19 protein-coding genes are annotated in these 17,467 nt (G+C 54.4%); 14 read left to right on the top strand and 5 right to left on the bottom strand.

Going from position 1 to position 17,467, the window contains the following annotated elements:
- Nucleotides 1-7 precede the first annotated feature (7 nt).
- Nucleotides 8-991: a 2-hydroxyacid dehydrogenase gene (locus ABWP27_RS03925; RefSeq protein WP_353153642.1), complete on the top strand. Its 984-nt coding sequence runs from the start codon at nt 8-10 to the stop codon at nt 989-991.
- A gap of 2 nt (nt 992-993) precedes the next feature.
- Nucleotides 994-1,278, top strand: a complete 285-nt coding sequence (locus ABWP27_RS03930; RefSeq protein ID WP_353153645.1) for a polyhydroxyalkanoic acid system family protein — start codon at nt 994-996, stop codon at nt 1,276-1,278.
- 76 nt (nt 1,279-1,354) lie between these two features.
- Here the strand turns inward: ABWP27_RS03930 and ABWP27_RS03935 are convergent, their stop codons facing one another.
- Nucleotides 1,355-1,609: an acyl-CoA-binding protein gene (locus ABWP27_RS03935; RefSeq protein WP_353153648.1), complete on the bottom strand. Its 255-nt coding sequence runs from the start codon at nt 1,607-1,609 to the stop codon at nt 1,355-1,357.
- 65 nt (nt 1,610-1,674) lie between these two features.
- The gene (locus tag ABWP27_RS03940) at nt 1,675-2,031 is read right to left on the bottom strand and encodes an FKBP-type peptidyl-prolyl cis-trans isomerase (protein WP_353153651.1); all 357 of its coding nucleotides are present in this window, start codon (nt 2,029-2,031) and stop codon (nt 1,675-1,677) included.
- Nucleotides 2,032-2,219: 188 nt separating this feature from the next.
- Between ABWP27_RS03940 and ABWP27_RS03945 the strand changes: the two genes are divergently transcribed.
- A complete protein-coding gene (locus ABWP27_RS03945) occupies nt 2,220-3,062 on the top strand; it encodes an EI24 domain-containing protein (protein WP_353153654.1) in 843 nt (280 codons plus the stop codon).
- Between the two features lie 52 nt (nt 3,063-3,114).
- Nucleotides 3,115-3,915: a competence/damage-inducible protein A gene (locus ABWP27_RS03950; protein ID WP_353153656.1), complete on the top strand. Its 801-nt coding sequence runs from the start codon at nt 3,115-3,117 to the stop codon at nt 3,913-3,915.
- On the opposite strand, the gene ABWP27_RS03955 is transcribed toward ABWP27_RS03950, so the two are convergent.
- Nucleotides 3,912-5,030 carry an ABC transporter ATP-binding protein gene (locus ABWP27_RS03955; protein ID WP_353153658.1) on the bottom strand — a complete coding sequence of 373 codons (1,119 nt, stop codon included), beginning with the start codon at nt 5,028-5,030 and terminating at the stop codon, nt 3,912-3,914. The genes ABWP27_RS03950 and ABWP27_RS03955 overlap by 4 nt on opposite strands.
- 91 nt (nt 5,031-5,121) lie before the next feature.
- Here ABWP27_RS03955 and ABWP27_RS03960 point away from each other — a divergent pair, with 91 nt between their 5' ends.
- Nucleotides 5,122-6,780: an ABC transporter permease gene (locus ABWP27_RS03960; RefSeq protein WP_353153660.1), complete on the top strand. Its 1,659-nt coding sequence runs from the start codon at nt 5,122-5,124 to the stop codon at nt 6,778-6,780.
- A 96-nt stretch (nt 6,781-6,876) separates the two neighbouring features.
- Here the strand turns inward: ABWP27_RS03960 and ABWP27_RS03965 are convergent, their stop codons facing one another.
- Entirely contained in the window at nt 6,877-7,446 is a 570-nt protein-coding gene (locus ABWP27_RS03965) for a phasin family protein (RefSeq protein ID WP_353153663.1), read from the bottom strand.
- Between the two features lie 351 nt (nt 7,447-7,797).
- Between ABWP27_RS03965 and ABWP27_RS03970 the strand changes: the two genes are divergently transcribed.
- Nucleotides 7,798-8,694 carry a DMT family transporter gene (locus tag ABWP27_RS03970; RefSeq protein ID WP_353153666.1) on the top strand — a complete coding sequence of 299 codons (897 nt, stop codon included), beginning with the start codon at nt 7,798-7,800 and terminating at the stop codon, nt 8,692-8,694.
- A gap of 194 nt (nt 8,695-8,888) precedes the next feature.
- A complete protein-coding gene (gene pbpG, locus ABWP27_RS03975; RefSeq protein ID WP_353153669.1) occupies nt 8,889-10,106 on the top strand; it encodes a D-alanyl-D-alanine endopeptidase in 1,218 nt (405 codons plus the stop codon).
- A 79-nt stretch (nt 10,107-10,185) separates the two neighbouring features.
- On the opposite strand, the gene ABWP27_RS03980 is transcribed toward pbpG, so the two are convergent.
- On the bottom strand, nt 10,186-10,983 hold the full coding sequence (locus ABWP27_RS03980) for an IclR family transcriptional regulator (RefSeq protein WP_353153672.1): 798 nt from the start codon (nt 10,981-10,983) through the stop codon (nt 10,186-10,188).
- Nucleotides 10,984-11,201: 218 nt separating this feature from the next.
- Here ABWP27_RS03980 and ABWP27_RS03985 point away from each other — a divergent pair, with 218 nt between their 5' ends.
- From ABWP27_RS03985 to ABWP27_RS04015, 7 genes are all read left to right on the top strand, one after another.
- Nucleotides 11,202-11,603, top strand: coding sequence for a diacylglycerol kinase (locus tag ABWP27_RS03985; protein WP_353153674.1), 402 nt, complete (start codon nt 11,202-11,204; stop codon nt 11,601-11,603).
- Between the two features lie 357 nt (nt 11,604-11,960).
- Nucleotides 11,961-12,965, top strand: coding sequence for a sulfate ABC transporter substrate-binding protein (locus ABWP27_RS03990; protein WP_353153677.1), 1,005 nt, complete (start codon nt 11,961-11,963; stop codon nt 12,963-12,965).
- A 25-nt stretch (nt 12,966-12,990) separates the two neighbouring features.
- Nucleotides 12,991-13,581 (top strand): NADPH-dependent FMN reductase, encoded by a 591-nt coding sequence (gene ssuE / locus ABWP27_RS03995; RefSeq protein ID WP_353153680.1) that lies wholly within the window; start codon nt 12,991-12,993, stop codon nt 13,579-13,581.
- A 122-nt stretch (nt 13,582-13,703) separates the two neighbouring features.
- Nucleotides 13,704-14,684, top strand: coding sequence for a sulfonate ABC transporter substrate-binding protein (locus ABWP27_RS04000; RefSeq protein WP_353153682.1), 981 nt, complete (start codon nt 13,704-13,706; stop codon nt 14,682-14,684).
- Between the two features lie 71 nt (nt 14,685-14,755).
- Nucleotides 14,756-15,928 carry an FMNH2-dependent alkanesulfonate monooxygenase gene (gene ssuD / locus ABWP27_RS04005; protein ID WP_353153690.1) on the top strand — a complete coding sequence of 391 codons (1,173 nt, stop codon included), beginning with the start codon at nt 14,756-14,758 and terminating at the stop codon, nt 15,926-15,928.
- Nucleotides 15,925-16,755: an aliphatic sulfonate ABC transporter permease SsuC gene (gene ssuC / locus ABWP27_RS04010; RefSeq protein WP_353153684.1), complete on the top strand. Its 831-nt coding sequence runs from the start codon at nt 15,925-15,927 to the stop codon at nt 16,753-16,755. The genes ssuD and ssuC overlap by 4 nt, the downstream gene beginning before the upstream one ends.
- An 11-nt stretch (nt 16,756-16,766) precedes the next feature.
- Nucleotides 16,767-17,467: ATP-binding cassette domain-containing protein (locus tag ABWP27_RS04015; protein WP_353153687.1), on the top strand; the 701-nt coding region annotated here is incomplete at its 3' end.

Consider the following 17,467-nt stretch of genomic DNA (forward strand, 5'->3'; position numbering starts at 1 on the left):
GATGCATATGAAACCGAAAATACTCGTGGCGCGTGCAACTTTTCCTGATGTAATCGAACGTTTGCAGCAGCAGTTCGAGGTCGAATCGAATCAGGAAGACAGGATTTTTTCGGCCGCCGAGCTGCATGAAAAGATGCAGGGAAAAGAGGGGGTGATCATCACCAGCAGTGAAAAACTGTCGGGTGAGGTGATTACTGCCAATCCGCAGCTGAAGGCGATCTGCAATGTGGCCGTCGGCTATAACAATATCGATGTGGCGGCCGCAACCAGGGCCGGCATCATGGTCACCAATACACCGGATGTGCTCAACGAGACGACGGCGGATTATGCGTGGACACTGTTGATGGCGAATGCACGACGTACTTCAGAATCCGAACACTATCTGCGCGCAGGGAAATGGAAGAACTGGCGTTTCGATCAATTCCTCGGCGCCGATATTCACGGTGCGACCCTGGGTATTCTCGGCATGGGCCGTATCGGACAGGCGATCGCACGCCGTTCCATGGGTTTCGACATGCAGGTGATTTATCACAATCGCAGTCGCCTGACGCCGGAGCAGGAAGCGCACGCAAACAATGCACGTTACGTCAGCAAGGAAGAATTGCTGCGTACGGCAGATCATTTGATACTGGTGTTGCCGTACTCGGCGCAAACGCATCACATCATCGGTGCGGCTGAACTGGCGCTGATGAAACCGAGTGCAACGCTGGTGAATATCGCGCGCGGCGGCATCGTCGATGACGTCGCCTTGATCGCGGCTCTGCGCGAAAACCGGATTGCTTCAGCCGGACTGGATGTCTATGAAAACGAACCGGCCCTGCATCCGGATTTTCTGACGCTGTCCAATGTCGTGCTGACGCCGCACATCGGCAGCGCATCGGAAAAAACCCGACGTGCCATGTCGGATTGCGCCTCGCTCAACATGGTCGCGGCATTGAGCGGCCAGCGCCCACCGAATTTACTCAACCCCGAAGTTCAAGCGAAGAAATAAAGATGGCCGATATCAGTATCAAGCAGGAGCATCAGCTTCCTTTGTCCAAGGCAAAGGAAGCAGCGCAACAAGTGGCGGACAGAATGGCCACTGAATTCGACATGGCGACGCAGTGGGACGGCGATGTCTTGTCGTTCAAGCGCAGCGGCGTAGCCGGTACGCTGGCATTGCGGGAAACAGAAGCGCAGATCGATATTACGCTGGATTTTCTGTTCAAGGCCTTTGCGGGGACGCTGGAAGAAAAAGTCGCACGCAATATGAAGAAGTATTTTGCCGAAGCCGCCTGAGCCTGGCGTCCGGTCATAAAAAAGCCCCGTAATAAAATACGGGGCTTTTCAATTTTCAGGCTGTGCAAGCGAAGGCTCAGCCTTTCAGATCATTCACCAGATCGACGTACTGCTGCATCGCCTCGTCCCTGGAAAGTCCCTTGAGATTATTCCACGCATCCCATTTGGCACGCGCGACAAAATCGGTCATTCCCGGCTGCTCGCCCGTGACATCGCCGCCGCTGGCTTGTTTGAACAAGCCATAGATTTTCAGCAAGGTCAGATTGTCCGGACGCTCAGGCAGGTTCTTGGAATCTGCCAACGCTTGATCAAATTGTTCCTGCAGGCTCATAGCTGCTCCCAGTAAAAAGTGGTCGAGAACGATCGGCAGATGCCTGATCGCAGTTCGATCCGGATTTATACGCCCAGCAATTCCACTTCAAAAATCAGGGTTGCGTTCGGTGGAATGACACCGCCTGCGCCACGTGCGCCATAACCCAGCGCGGCAGGAATGATCAGTGTACGGGTGCCGCCGATTTTCATGCCTTGTACGCCTTCATCCCAACCCTTGATGACATGGCCTGCGCCCAACGGGAACTGGAATGGATCGTTGCGATCCTTGCTGGAATCGAATTTTGCACCGGCGCTGCCGTCCGGGTTTTGCAGCCAGCCGGTGTAATGCACGGTAACGTGATTGCCTGCTGCTGCTTCTGCGCCGTCGCCGACAACTTTGTCTTCGTATTGCAAACCGGATGAGGTCGAGGTCGTTGCCATGTTTATTCCTTTGAAAATATGATCAGAAAGTGGGCAGATTGTAGCAGGTGAAGACGCTTTTATCTGCCCGCAGATGGCCGGCCGGCGTGGAAGAATCCGGCACGGTAAAATGATCGCTCTTCGCGCAGGCTGGCATCCATTGCCAGGTTTCTGGCTGCGAATCTGATTTCTCTAAGGATATTCCCATCATGCGCCCGGTATTGAATGCATTCGGACGAGCCCTGTTATCCCAGTTGCACATCAGGATGCTGTTGTTGAGCGTGCTGCCGTTCGCGCTGTCGATTGCGGTCTGGGGCATCGTCTTGTGGCTGTATCTGCAAAGCATGATTGATACGCTGCAAAATTATTTTGTCGAAAACGATGGTTTCCGTGTCACCAACGAGGTGCTGCTGTGGCTGGGCATGGGTGCACTGAAGACAGTCGTGGTGCCCTTGATTGCGATGTGGATACTGTTGCCGCTGATGATACTGACGGCATTGATTTTCGTCGGCATGATGGCGATGCCGGTGATTGCGAAGCACGTCGGCAGCCGGCAATATCAGGAACTGGAAACGCGCAAAGGCGGCACTTTCTTCGGCAGCTTGTGGATGTCGACCTCATCGTTCACGATTTTCCTGGTGTTGTGGCTGGTGACCTTGCCGCTTTCGCTGATTCCGCCACTGACTTTCGTGATCCAGCCGCTGTTGTGGGGTTGGTTAACCTATCGCGTGATGGCTTACGATGCGCTGGCCGATCATGCCGATCCCGAGGAACGCAAGCTGATCCTGCGCATGCATCGCTGGCAGCTGCTGGCCATAGGCGCGATTACCGGCGCGATGGGTGCTGCGCCCACGCTGTTGTGGCTGGGCGGTGCCTTCTCGGTGATATTTTTCCCGGTACTGGCAGCCGGTGCGATCTGGTTGTATGTATTGGTATTCATCTTCAGCGGCTTGTGGTTCCAGCATTACTGCATGGATGCCTTGAAACGCCATCGCGCTGCCGGTGTGCCGCAAGCTGCTGCCGAACCGCCGCTGATCGAAGACGATAAATAAATCGACGCGCTCCTTTTCAGGTGCTTCTCACGCCAACGCAAGAAAGAAAAACATGGGATTCGGACTCATCATCATCGGCGATGAAATCTTGTCAGGCAAACGCGCGGACAAGCATTTCCCCAAGGTTCTGGAGTTGCTCGGTGCGCGGGGATTGTCGCTGGAGTGGGTGGAAATCCTGGGCGACGATCGCGCGCGGATTACTGCAACGCTCAAGCGTACTTTCGCCAGCGACGATATCGTGTTCAGCTGCGGCGGCATAGGCGCCACACCGGACGACCATACGCGGCAATGCGCGGCGGCGGCACTCGATGTGCCTGTCGTTCTGCATCCGGAAGCGAAACAAAAAATTCAGGAACGCATGCTGGACATGGCGCGCGAAGCGAACGTGCCTTTCGACTTGAACCTGCCGGAAAATCTGCATCGCCTGAAGATGGGTGAATTCCCGCAAGGTGCAGAAATCATTCCCAATCCGTACAACAAGATTCCCGGCTTTGCGATTCGCCACGGCAATGGCGGCGCGCATTATTTCATGCCGGGTTTTCCGGTGATGGCGTGGCCGATGATGGAATGGATACTGGATACGCATTATCCGCATCTGTTTCACCAGCAAGCGAAATTTGAAAAATCAGTGCTGGTTTTTCAGTCCATGGAATCGGCACTGACACCCTTGATGGAAGCGATCGAGAGCGAGTATCCGCAGGTGAAAGTATTCAGTTTGCCTAGCGTGGGCGATGCGGAAACGCGGCGTCATATCGAACTCGGGGTCAAAGGGGAACCCGAGCAGGCCGCTGCTGCATTTGCCAGATTGGTGGCTGAATTAGATCTGTTGCAGGTGGAAGTGCAACAGATCTAAGCAGAAGTGCCGGGCGCTTCATTTTCCTTGGAAAATGTCACCACATGGTCGGCTTCCAGTCGTATGCCTATGCGTTCGCCCAGCGCGTGATCGTGATGCGAAGGCACCAGCGCCAGCAGCAACTGGCCGCTAGGCAGTTTCAGTGTGTACAAAAAATCTGCACCGCGAAAGGCCTTGCGCACGACTTCCGCCTGCTGCGGACTGGCGTCGTCATGCACGACGTCATCGGCGCGCAGCAAGACATCGACCCGCTGCCCATCCGGTGCGTTCGGGTCGCATATTTCCAGGCCGTGACACAGCGGTAGCGAACCCAGTTCGATGTTCACGTTCTGCCTTGCCTGATCGACGATGCCGGGTGTGAACACGCCGAGGCCGATAAAGTCGGCGACAAAACGATTGGCAGGGCGGTGATACAGGTTGTAGGCATTGTCCCATTGGACGATGACGCCATCCTGCATCACGCCGATCTGGTCTGCAATCGCAAACGCTTCATGCTGATCGTGCGTGACCAGCACCGCAGTGGTGCCGACTTCTTTCAGAATATCGCGTACTTCGCTGGCCAGCCGTTCGCGCAAATCCACATCGAGATTGGAAAAAGGTTCATCCAGCAACAGAAGATCCGGTTGCGGCGCCAGCGCACGTGCAAGGGCGACGCGCTGCTGCTGGCCGCCGGATAATTCATGCGGAAATTTTTTCCCCTGCGATGCCAGCCCGACCAGCGTCAGCAATGCGGCGATGCGCGCCTGCCGCTCCGGGGCCGCCAGCTTGCGCAGGCCGAAACCGACATTGTCTGCGATCGATAAATGCGGAAACAGCGCGTAATCCTGGAACACGACACCGACCTGACGGGTTTCCGGCGTCGCGGTGAAATGCGCATTGCTGATCTCTTTACCGCCCAAGGTAATGCGGCCTTCTGTCAGGGGTTCAAAACCGGCAATGGCGCGCAACACGGTGGTTTTGCCGCAACCGGATTGCCCCAGCAGGCAGCCGATCTGCCCGCGTTGCAATGCAAATGACAGGCTGTGCACAATCTCATGCATCTGCTGACCAAGCCGGTAACCGACCCGGATCGACTCCAGTGACAGATGCGGTGGCAGAGCGTGAATTGCTGACATGGTTTCCAGTTCCAAAAGTAAATGCAGAATGAAATGAGGGATTGATTATAATTCTCATCCACTTAATCAAGAATGAATTCATGTTTTTTTCATGTCCAGCATGACCTCCGTGCCTGACGCACGATATCAAGGCGGTGGTCTGCATCCGCTGTTGCTTGCTTCGCTCGCTATCGCCTTGCTGGTCGGCGTGCCGATTGCCGGTGTGCTGTCGAATCTGTTTTCGTACGCAGAATTGTCTGCCAGCGTCAGCACCTTCTCGCATTTGTGGGACACGGTACTGCCGGAATACATCGTCAACAGCGCAATCATCGCTGTCATCGTTGCAGTACTGACGGCGGCAATCGGTATAGGTTGCGCGTGGCTGGTGGCGGTATTCGATTTCCCGGGCAAGAAATTTTTCGAGTGGGCGCTGATCCTGCCACTGGCGATGCCGGCTTATGTGGTGGCTTACGCGTATACCGATTTTCTGCAATTCACCGGCCCGGTGCAAACCGGCTTGCGAACGCTGTTCGGCTGGCAGGGCGCGAGTTACTGGTTTCCGCAGATTCGTTCGGTAGGCGGTGCCGGTTTGCTGTTTGCGCTGGTGTTGTATCCGTATGTGTATCTGCTGGTGCGCAATGCGTTTATCGAACGCAGTCCGCGCATGTGGGATGCGGCGCGCACGTTGGGCGCCGGTCCGTGGCGGGCCTTCCTGCAAGTGAGTTTGCCGCTGGCGCGTCCGGCTGCTGCTGCCGGCATCGCGCTGGCCCTGATGGAAACGCTGGCCGATTACGGCGCGGTGGCTTACTTCGGCGTGCCGACATTGACGACCGGGATTTATAAATCCTGGTATATCTTTTCCGACCGCGCGGCTGCTGCGCAAATTGCTGCAGTGCTGTTGATGGTTGTCATGGGATTGATGCTGCTGGAGCAAAAGAGCCGGGGGCGTGCGCGTTATTACGCAGTGGGCGGACGAAGCGCTGCGCAGGCGGCAACTGTACTCACAGGGCGACACGCCTGGAGCGCAAGCCTGTTTTGCGCATTGCCGGTACTGCTGGGATTCTTTGTGCCGCTGATTATCTTGCTGCGCCTGCTGCTGAATGAAGATGCACTCTCGTTTGGCACACGCTATATAGGCTGGCTGGAAAACACGATTGTGCTCGGCGGTATCACGGCTCTGATCGCAGTCGTGATTTGCGTATTGATGGCGTATGCAGCGCGCGTCACGAAGAGCAAGGTGCAGGCCATCTGTAATCGCATCGTCAGTATGGGGTATGCGATTCCGGGCGCAGTGATTGCCGTCGGCATTCTGATTCCGCTGTCGTACATCGATGCATGGAATAGCGAACACGGAATAAAGCTGATATTGAGCGGTAGCGTGATTGCGCTGGTTTACGCTTATCTGGTGCGTTTTCTCGCCGTGTCATTCCAGAGCGTGCAAGCAGGTTTGACCAAGATTACGCCGGCGATGGATGCCAGTGCGCGCAGTCTGGGGCATGGCATCGGATCGATGCTGATGCATATTCATGTACCGCTATTGTGGCGCAGCGTGCTGACTGCCGGTCTGCTGGTGTTTGTCGATGTGGTCAAGGAATTGCCGGCGACCTTGACGATACGTCCATTCAATTTCGATACGCTGGCGGTGATTACGCATCAGTTGGCATCCGACGAACGACTCGGCGAAGCGGCATTACCGGCATTGACGATTGTGCTGATCGCCATTGTGCCGGTAGTGATTCTGGCGCGTGCGATTGCCAGAACCAGGCGTTGAATGGATGCCAGATGCGACAGCTAAAAAAACGCCCCGCATAGTGCGGGGCGTTTTTCTTCAGCCATCATTTTCAAATGAAGGCAAGATCACCGGTTCTTAAGCGGATTTGCGTGCGCGTGCGGTGGTTTTTTCTGTCGCACTAACAAACTGGCTGGCGGCAGCGTTCAAATTGCCTTCCAGTGTTTCTACTGCATGCTTGGTGGTTTTGGACAATTGCTCGTAACCTGCATTGGCATTGCCGATTGCGGATTTGATGATTGCAATGGCGTTTTCCGAACCGGCCGGTGCATTCTTGCTCAACTCTTCAACCAGTGACAGTACCTTGCGATTGGTTTCTGCAATTTGCGTTTCTGCCACCTTGGCAAATTCTGCCTGCGTGCTGCTGGCGATACCGGCCAGATGGCGGCTGTAGGCCAGCGCTTTTTCTGCAGTCGGCTGTGCTTGCGCAGTACTGAGGGAAAAGAATTCCTGCGGATCTTTTGCGCTGATCAACTGTTGTGCAGTGGCGCTGGATTCCTGCAGTGACGATTTGACGACATTCAGATTCAGGTCGACGATTTTTTGCACGCTGTCGAACGCGGTGCTGGCGAAGGAATTCAGGATGGCGAGTTGCGCTTCAAACTGATTTTTGGTGGCGGTGGAAAATTGTTCGGGAATGGTAAACATGGATTTTCTCCTAATCGGATGATGCATGAAAATACAGGGCAAAGCCGTAATTGATGCGATGCAGCATAAACGATTCTATGCTCCTCACAATCCATGTCAAGATAAATTTGTTGCGATGCACAAAAGAAATATTTATCATCCGAACGATAAAATTCGCGCCTGAATCAAGAGTGTCGGAACATGGCCTGTTTGAGGGCTGGGCAAGATGGCGGCCTTGCATAAGCCATTGCTGTGAGCTGCAAAAAATTCAACACGCGTTGATGGTTTGCGCCGCACACTAGCTGCTTCAGCGCAATGTTGCATTAATGCGCCTCTTTTCGCAGATTCATGTCAACGATCAATAACGATTCAATGAGTTCTCTCAAAAACACCGCCGGCTCCTGGCTGGCCACCATGCCTTTGGTGCCTTTTTTCTTCGTGCTGATCTGGAGTACGGGTTTTATCGTTGCAAAATTCGGTTTGCCATATGCGCCGCCATTGACGTTTTTATTGTTGCGCTTCCTTGGCGTGCTGATTGTCCTGTTACCGCTGGTCTTGCTGCTGCGCGCACCGTGGCCCTTGGGCAGCATGCGTCATATCGCAGTGGCGGGAGTATTGGTGCAGGCCGGTTATCTGGCAGGTGTCTGGTGTGCCATCAAGTTGGGGATGCCGGCCGGTTTGTCGGCCTTGATCGTCGGCATGCAGCCGGTGCTGACTGCATTTGCCGCTCCCCTGATTGGTGAAAAGGTGCGCGGGCGGCAATGGCTAGGTTTGGTGTTCGGCCTGTGTGGCGTGGCGCTGGTGGTTGCCAATAAAATCACATTGACCGGTTTGAGCTGGCAAAGCATTGCACTGTGCGTGATGGCCTTGCTGTCGATTACGGTCGGCACGATGTATCAAAAACGCTATTGCCCGCATTTCGATTTGCGTACCGGCACCATCATCCAGTTTGCCGCGTCCAGTGTCGTGGTGCTGCCGCTGGCAATCTGGCTGGAAGACTTTTCGCCCGCATTGCAGACAGTGCAGTGGACGCCCAATTTCATTGGCGCCTTGCTGTGGGCAAGCCTGGCCTTGTCGATAGGTTCGATCTTTCTGCTCTTCACATTGATACGCAAGAGCGCTGCCACGCAGGTCACGAGCCTGCTTTATCTGACGCCACCCACAACAGCCTTGATGGCGTGGGTGGCATTCGGCGAGGTTTTCAGTCTGATCGGAGCAGCCGGTATGTTGCTTGCCGTGATAGGTGTTGTATTTGTTGTCAGAAAATAGCTGAAATGCATCTGTCTGAAGGGCCGTCTTGCTTGTTTGACAGGCCAATAAAATGTTGCAATTTTGTGATCAAAAAAACATCTTCAGTTAGAAAGCAGATTAATGAATGCTGCTAACTATCTAATTCTCTTGCACATTTCACGATATTTGCTACACTGCAATCCATCATTTCTGTACCAATTGGAGACTCGCAGATGCTTAAGTCCGCGCTAGGGGTGTTTTTTTCTTTATTAGTGATCGCTCACGCCCCCATTGCACAGGCGAAAGAGCCAGTCACCAGTTCGGCGAAAAAAACAACTGCCAGCAAAGCGACACCAAGCAAAGCGGCATCAAGCGCAAAGCGTAAAACAGCATCGAAAAATACTGCTGCGCACAAAGCCAGCGGCAAATCATCTGCATCATCCAAACACGCATCTTCCAAGTCGGTTAAACGCAGCAATGCAAAGACGGCATCCGTCAAAACATCCCGCTCACGCAGTGCTTCACTGAATTCCGATGAGAAGCTGGTCAAGAAAGTGGTGACGGTAAACGGCAAGCGCAGGGTTATCTATCAACGCGTCGCGCAGCCGGTGATTCCAACAGTACCACCGGTGATGACGGCCGGCGATATCGCAGGTTTGAGCATGACGCGTGATGCGCTGGCGCTGGCATCCAGCGTGGCGCTGGTGATGGATCAATCCAATTCCGAAGTGCTGTTCGAGAAAAATGCGAATGTCACGCTGCCGATCGCTTCGATTACCAAGCTGATGACTGGTCTGGTGGTCGTGGAAGCGAAGCAGGACATGAATGAAATCCTGGAAGTGACCGATGAAGATATCGATCGCGAGAAAAACAGTTCATCCCGTTTGCGCGTGGGTTCGCAATTGTCGCGCGCGAACATGTTGCACATTGCCTTGATGAGCTCGGAAAACCGTGCTGCCTCTGCGCTGGGTCGTCATTATCCGGGTGGGCTGCGCGCCTTTGTCGCGGCAATGAACGCCAAGGCAAAATCGCTGGGCATGGCCGGGACGCATTATGTTGATTCGACCGGCTTGTCGAGCAACAACGTGGCGAGCGCGCGGGATCTGGCGAAATTGGTCGTAGAGGCGTACAACCATCCAATTCTTCGTCAGTATTCAACTGACTCGAAATATGTGGTGGAGCCGGGCGGACGCGCGCTTCAGTACGCAAATTCAAATCGTTTGGTCAGCAGCCCTGATTGGGAAATCGGCCTCCAGAAAACCGGCTATATCTCCGAAGCGGGTCGTTGCCTGGTAATGCAAGCCAATATCAGCGGACGACCTATCGTCATGATCTTCCTCGATTCCAAGGGCAAGCTGTCGCGTCTGGGTGATGCGACACGTATCCGCAAATGGCTGGAAACGATGGAGCCGCAGAACGTTGCGCGCAGCAATCGCAGGATAGAGGGTTGAGATAGATTGATTATCAATATATCGATCATAAAAAAGGCGAACCGGGGTTCGCCTTTTTTATTGCCGCCAGTAGCGGACATTAATTGCCTGATGTCGTTTCATGTCCGATATAACCGAGCGCCACCGATATTTCCCGTGCAGTGCGCATCAAATCATCCAGCCACTCTTCCTGCAAGCGGTCGGCCGGCGCAGAAATCGACAGGCCGGCAATCAGCTTGCCGGTATCGTCATGAATGCCGGCTGCCATGCAGCGCACTCCCAGTTCCAGTTCCTCATTGTCGCGCGCATAGCCGTGCGCACGCACCAGGCTTAATTCATTTTCCAGCCTGTTCAAATCCGTAATCGAATTCTTGTTGTGACCGACCAGGTGGGTGCGACTTGCGTAGGCCTGCACCATTTTTGGTTCGTCTATCGACAGGAAAAGTTTGCCTGTCGAGGTCAGGTGCAGTGGCGCACGGCCGCCGATGGCGCGCACGACCTGCATGCCGGAACGTTCGGAAAAGGCGCGATCGATGTAGATGATTTCATCGTTTTGCCGTACTGACAAATTGACGGTTTGATTGGTTTTGCGATGCAGGTGACGCATCAGGTCCAGTGCTGCTTCGCGCACGCTCAAGCGGCTTTTGACGATATTTCCCAGTTCCAGCAAACGCATGCCGAGGCGGTACGTGCCGGGCTCGGATCTATCGACAAAACGCTTGAGGACCAGATCGTTCAGGATGCGATGCGCAGTGGAGGGATGCAGGCCGGTAACGCGGGAAAGCTCTTTCAAACTGACCGGGTCGGGGTAGGTCGCGAGTGCATCCAGTAGCGACACCATGCGCTCTATGACTTGTATCGAGGTTTTGTCCGTCTCTGCAGGATGATCTGTTTTCATGTTTGACTTATGCTATGCAGTCCAGTCTTTATATCACATTGTGAAAGATGAAAAAAGTTTGCCGCGCTTTATCCGTGTAATTTTTGCGTTTTCGTGCGGCGCTGTAACATGCTGTTTAACGCGATATTCACGAGGCAAATGGCATCCTGCCTATTCACTTGTGCCCATGCACTGTTGCGCCGATAATCGCGCACACCCATACACCAACCTCAAATCGCATGATCGATCCAGAACCAGCAGTGAGCGAATTTAAAAGCAAGAGCGGCCTGAAGCGTATTTTTTCTGCCTTCGGTTATTCCATGGCAGGTTTCAAAGCTGCATGGCGCAGCGAACATGCTTTTCGCCAGGAATTATTTGTTGTCGTGATTGCGACCATTGCAGCCTTGTTGTTGCCCGTCGCAGCATGGGAGAAATTACTGCTGATAGGCGTGTTTGTGCTGGTGCTGATTGTGGAACTGATCAACTCGGCGATAGAGGCGGTAGTGGATCGTGTTTCGCTGGAGCGCAATCCGCTATCGAAGAATGCGAAAGACTTTGGCAGTGCTGCGGTGTTGTTGACACTGATGCTGGCTGCCGCAACCTGGCTGGTTATTTTATGGCCCTTGTTTGCAGGGACATGAAGGTCTCTGCTGTGAACGAAGCGCTTCGTTCGCTGATGATGGAATAAGCTAATAACAAATGTTTATACAGGCTGCCATAAGCATCTTTGCTTATGGCAGTTTTTTATTTCAGTGTTGCATTCAATGGATTTCATCCGACTAGTCGAATGTATTTTCGTGTCGCTCACCACTCTGCGCATGAGCTTATGCGCAGGCATGCGCTAAACGTTTTTGGCATGAAGAACCATGTTTTTTGAAGAGTCATAAAAAATCTTTATGCGTAAAACGCATAAGGAAGGATGAAACAATTCGTGTCGTTTTTTTTTGCAGCAATTTAATCTTCAATCCTCAGAAACGAAACGCCCAAGGGGAAAGAAAATGTTGCTCAAAAAATTGATAGGCACCGCCTTTGCAATCGCACTGATTGCACCAGCCGTACATGCAGCAGAAGTATCGTTGTTGAATGTCTCTTACGATCCAACGCGCGAGTTGTATCAGGACTTCAACAAGGCATTCGCGAAAGAATGGAAAACAAAAACCGGCGACGACGTAAAGGCGAAAGCATCGCATGGCGGTTCGGGCAAACAGGGACGTGCAGTCATCGATGGCCTGGAAGCAGATGTGGTGACGCTGGCACTGGCGTATGACATCGATGCCATCGCCGATAAAGGCCTGCTCGCCAAAGACTGGCAAAAACGTTTGCCGCACAATAGCTCGCCTTACACCTCGACCATCGTGTTCCTGGTGCGCAAGGGTAATCCCAAAGGCATCAAGGACTGGAACGATCTGGTCAAGCCGGGCGTAGCCGTCATCACGCCGAATCCGAAAACATCGGGCGGCGCACGCTGGAACCATCTGGCCGCATGGCTGTACGCATTGAAACAACCGGGCGGTAGCGAAGCGACCGCAAGCGACTTCATTTCCAAACTGTACAAGAACGTACCGGTGCTGGATTCCGGCGCACGTGGATCAACCACGACTTTCGTCGAGCGCGGCATAGGTGATGTTTTGCTGGCATGGGAAAACGAAGCCATCCTGGCGATCAAGGAACTCGGCCCGGACAAGGTTGAAATCGTCGCGCCTTCGGTCAGTATCCTGGCTGAACCGCCAGTTGCTGTAGTGGACAAGGTTGTCGATCGTCGCGGCACACGCAAAGTGGCTGAAGCCTATCTGCAATATCTGTATTCAAACGAAGGCCAGGAAATTGCAGCGCAAAACTACTACCGTCCCATCGATGAAAAAGTGGCGAAAAAATATGCAGGTCAATTTCCAAAGTTGAAGCTGTACACGATTGCCGATGTGGGTGGCTGGACTGCAGCACAGAAGAAGCATTTCTCTGATGGCGGCGTATTTGACCAGATCTATCAACCAGGCAAAAAATAATCTGTGCCTTTCCCTGGAATAGAAAATGAATATCTTGCTGCTCGCGGGTAGTCCATCCACACCGTCGCGGTCTACCCGCCTGCTGCATCACGTTGGCGAGAAGCTGGCATTGCTCGGTCATCGCTACGTGAAACTGCATGTGCGTGATCTACCGGCACAAGCGCTGCTGCATGCAGACTTCAATGATGCGGCATTAAAAACGGCAAGAGAACAGGTCGCACAGGCGGATGCAGTCGTGATTGCCACTCCAGTGTACAAGGCAGCGTACAGCGGCATACTCAAGACTTTTCTCGACTTGCTGCCGCAGGATGGTTTGCGCGGCAAGCTGGTATTGCCGCTGGCTACCGGTGGCAGTCAGTCGCATATGCTGGCGCTGGATTACGGTTTGCGTCCGGTCTTGTCGGCACTGGATGCGAAACATGTATTGCCCAGCATTTACGCGACGGATTTGCAAATCAACTGGTCGGCCGAACTGGGTTTGACGCTGGACCCGGCGATAGAGAAACGTGTCAGAGATGGTATAGAAAATCTTTCCGGCAGCCTGTCTGCATTGAATGAAGTCGCGCTGAATACCTTCGCTTCAATTCCGTTTTCCAGCGTGCGATGTAGCGTGTAGTTCTCGGATAACTCAAGTGGCCTGGCAGCAGGCCGGTTTCAAAGAATATCTCTCCCCGAAAAAATCGGCGCCTTGCGCCGGCGGGGATTCTTTTTCTCAAAATTTGTGTAAAGGAAAATGACATGAGCAATGCAAACGACAAGCGTCAGGCCAAGCGTCGCACGCTGGGATATTTATCTGCCGCCGCAGTGGGCGCACTGACGGCCGGTTTGCCGGGGCTGGCGACCGCACAGGCAAAAAACGTATTGCGCATCGGCTATCAGAAATACGGCACGCTGGTGATTTTGAAGGGTCGCGGCTCGCTGGAAAAACGTCTGGCGGCTGAAGGCGTGGAAGTGAAATGGACGGAGTTTCCTGCCGGCCCGGTATTACTGGAAGGCTTGAATGTAGGCAGCATCGATTTCGGCACTGCCGGCGAAGCGCCGCCGATTTTTGCGCAGGCTGCCGGGGCCAACCTGGTCTATGTCGGGAGCGAGCCGCCTTCGCCAGCCAGCGAGGCAATTCTGGTTCCTCAGGGTTCGCCACTGAAAACAGTCGCGGATTTGAAAGGTAAAAAAGTCGCGTTGAACAAAGGCTCCAACGTGCATTATCTGCTGGTCAGGGCGCTGGAAAAAGCCGGCCTAGCCTACAAGGATATCGAAACCATTTTCCTCGCTCCTGCCGATGCGCGGGCTGCATTTGAACGCGGCAGCATAGACGCATGGGTGATCTGGGATCCATTCCAGGCCGCTGCAGAAATACAGTTGAAAGCACGTGTGCTGGCCGATGGCACAGGTCTGGTTGCCAATCATCAGTTCTTCCTCGCATCGCGCACTTATACCGAGAAAAATCCCAAGATCATTTCCATCGTGCTGGATGAGCTCGACAAGGTCGATCAATGGAGCAGCAAGAATCTGGCGGAAGTTTCCAAAGTGCTGTCAGCGCAAACGGGACTGGATCAGGCCACCGTTGAGCTTGCGACGAAGCGTCTTTCATATGGCGTCAAACCGGTGACGCCGCAGGTGATCGCCGAACAGCAAAAGATCGCCGATGCGTTTTATCAATTGAAACTGATCCCCAAAAAAATCAGCGTCAAGGATGCGGTGCTGGCCGCGAAGCATTGACGTAGCAGGCCTGCCCGTCACGCTTAACAGTCGTGACGACTCTATCGTGTTTAAAGGATGACAGCATGAGTTTGAATGTATTCTGGTTTTTGCCTACGCATGGCGACAGTCGATATCTCGGCACGTCGAAAGGTGCACGCCAGGTCGATTTCGATTATCTGAAACAGGTCGCAGTTGCCGCCGACACGCTTGGTTACGACGGCGTGCTGCTGCCGACTGGCCGTTCATGCGAAGACGCATGGGTGGCGGCAGCCAGCCTGATAGGTGCAACCAGCAAGCTGAAATTTCTTGTGGCGATACGCCCGGGCTTGAGCACGCCGGGTTTGGCGGTACGCATGGCCGCTACCTTCGATAGGCTGTCGAAAGGGCGCTTGCTGATCAACGTCGTCACCGGCGGCGATCAGGCTGAACTGGAAGCGGACGGTTTGCACGCAAGCCATTCCGAACGTTATGAAATCACCGATGAATTCCTGAAAGTATGGCGTGCATCGCTGGCCGGCGAAGGTGTCGGCAATGAAAGCGGCGGCTACGATTTCAAGGGCAAGCATATACAGGTCAAGGGCGCGAAGACCTTGTATCCGGCGGTGCAAAAACCGTATCCACCGCTGTACTTCGGCGGCTCGTCGGATGCAGCGCACGAACTAGCGGCCGAGCAGGTTGATGTCTATCTGACCTGGGGCGAGCCGCCGGCCGCCGTTGCGGAAAAAATTGCCGACATGCGCGCACGGGCAGCCAGGCATGGCCGCACGCTGAAGTTCGGCATACGCCTGCACGTGATCGTGCGTGAAACCAGTGAGGAAGCATGGAAAGCTGCCGACGAACTGATTCAGTACGTCGATGACGATCTGATTGCACGTGCGCAAACCTCATTTGCAAAGATGGATTCCGAAGGCCAGCGCCGCATGGCTGCGCTGCACGGCGGCAAGAAGGACAAGCTGGAAGTATCGCCGAATCTGTGGGCCGGTGTCGGGCTGGTGCGCGGCGGTGCAGGGACGGCACTGGTCGGCGATCCGCAAACGGTCGCAGCGCGGATGCTGGAATATGCCGATCTTGGCATCGAAACTTTCATCCTGTCCGGCTATCCGCATCTGGAAGAATCCTACCGCTTTGCCGAACTGGTGTTCCCGTTGCTGAATAAAGGCAAGGTGCGTTCTGACGAGGTCGCATTGACCGGTCCGTTCGGTGAAGTGATTTCCAACGATATTCTGCCCAAGGTTTCGCAGAGCCAGGGAGTGCAAGCATGAGTGCCGTTCTTTCAACTTCTGTTACGAACAATATTCCGGCTCGCAAGCCAGCCTCCATATGGCGTTCATCGTCCTGGTCGCGCGTAGTGCCGTGGATCGTGCCGGTGCTGCTGATTGCCGTATGGCAGATCGCCGCGCAAACCGGTTGGCTTTCCAGTCGTATTCTGCCGGAGCCGCTTGCAGTTGCCAAAGCAGCGTGGAATCTGGCTGAGTCTGGCGAATTGTGGGTGCACGTCAAAGTCAGCTTGTGGCGTGCCACTGTCAGCTTCGCCGTTGGCGGCGGACTCGGCTTGCTGCTCGGCTTGCTGACCGGCACATTCAAGACGGCAGAAACCCTGCTTGATACCACCTTGCAGATGATCCGCAACATTCCGGCGCTGGCCCTGATTCCGCTGGTGATCCTGTGGTTCGGCATTGAAGAAACATCGAAAATTTTTCTGGTGGCGGTTGGCGTGTTTTTTCCGATTTACCTGAATACTTTTCATGGCATACGTTCGGTTGATAAAGGCTTGATCGAAATGGCGAAGAGCTACGGCTTGTCCGGCTGGTCCTTGTATCGCGATGTGATCCTGCCGGGCGCATTGCCGTCGATCCTGGTGGGCGTGCGTTTTTCACTCGGCCTGGTGTGGGTGCTGCTGATCGTGGCGGAAACCATTTCGGCGCAATCCGGCATCGGCTACATGACGATGAATGCACGTGAATTCCTGCAAACCGATGTGGTGCTGGTCGGCATCCTGTTGTATGCCTTGCTCGGCAAACTGGCCGATGTAGTGTCGCGTTTGCTGGAACGTTACTGGCTGCGCTGGCATCCCGGCTATCGTCATTAAGAAAGCACATCATGCAAAGCTATAAAATCGAACAAGAGAGCGTGCAGGCATCGGCGAAGCGCGGCATACGCGTTGTGGTCAAAAGCCTGTTCAAGGAATACAACGGTCGCGATGTATTGAAATCGGTCGACCTGACACTGGAGCCGGGCGAGTTCGTCGCGGTTGTCGGTCGCAGTGGCTGCGGTAAAAGCACCTTGTTGCGCCTGATCGCGGAACTGGAAACTGCCAATCACGGTGAACTGGTTTTCGGCGATGGCAAGGCCGTACCGGAGACGCGCATCATGTTTCAGGATTCAAGGCTGTTGCCGTGGAAGCACGTACTGGAAAACGTGGCGCTCGGCTTGCCGAAAAAAGAACAGGCCCTGCATTCATTGAAGCAGGTCGGCCTGGAAGACCGGGCCGGTGAATGGCCGGCAGTGCTGTCCGGCGGCCAGCGGCAACGCGTCGCATTGGCGCGTGCACTGGTGCACGATCCGGAATTGCTGTTGCTCGATGAGCCGCTGGGTGCGCTGGATGCATTGACGCGGATCGAGATGCAGCAGCTGATCGAATCATTGTGGCAGGAGCGCGGCTTCACGGCCTTGCTGGTTACGCATGACGTGCAGGAAGCCATTGCGCTGGCCGATCGAGTGGTGCTGATCGAAGATGGCCGCATCACGCTGGATGAACCTGTTGCATTGGCCCGCCCGCGTGCGCGCGGCAATGTGGCGTT

The organism is Herminiimonas fonticola, assembly GCF_040395855.1.
Classification (GTDB): domain Bacteria; phylum Pseudomonadota; class Gammaproteobacteria; order Burkholderiales; family Burkholderiaceae_D; genus Oxalicibacterium; species Oxalicibacterium fonticola_A.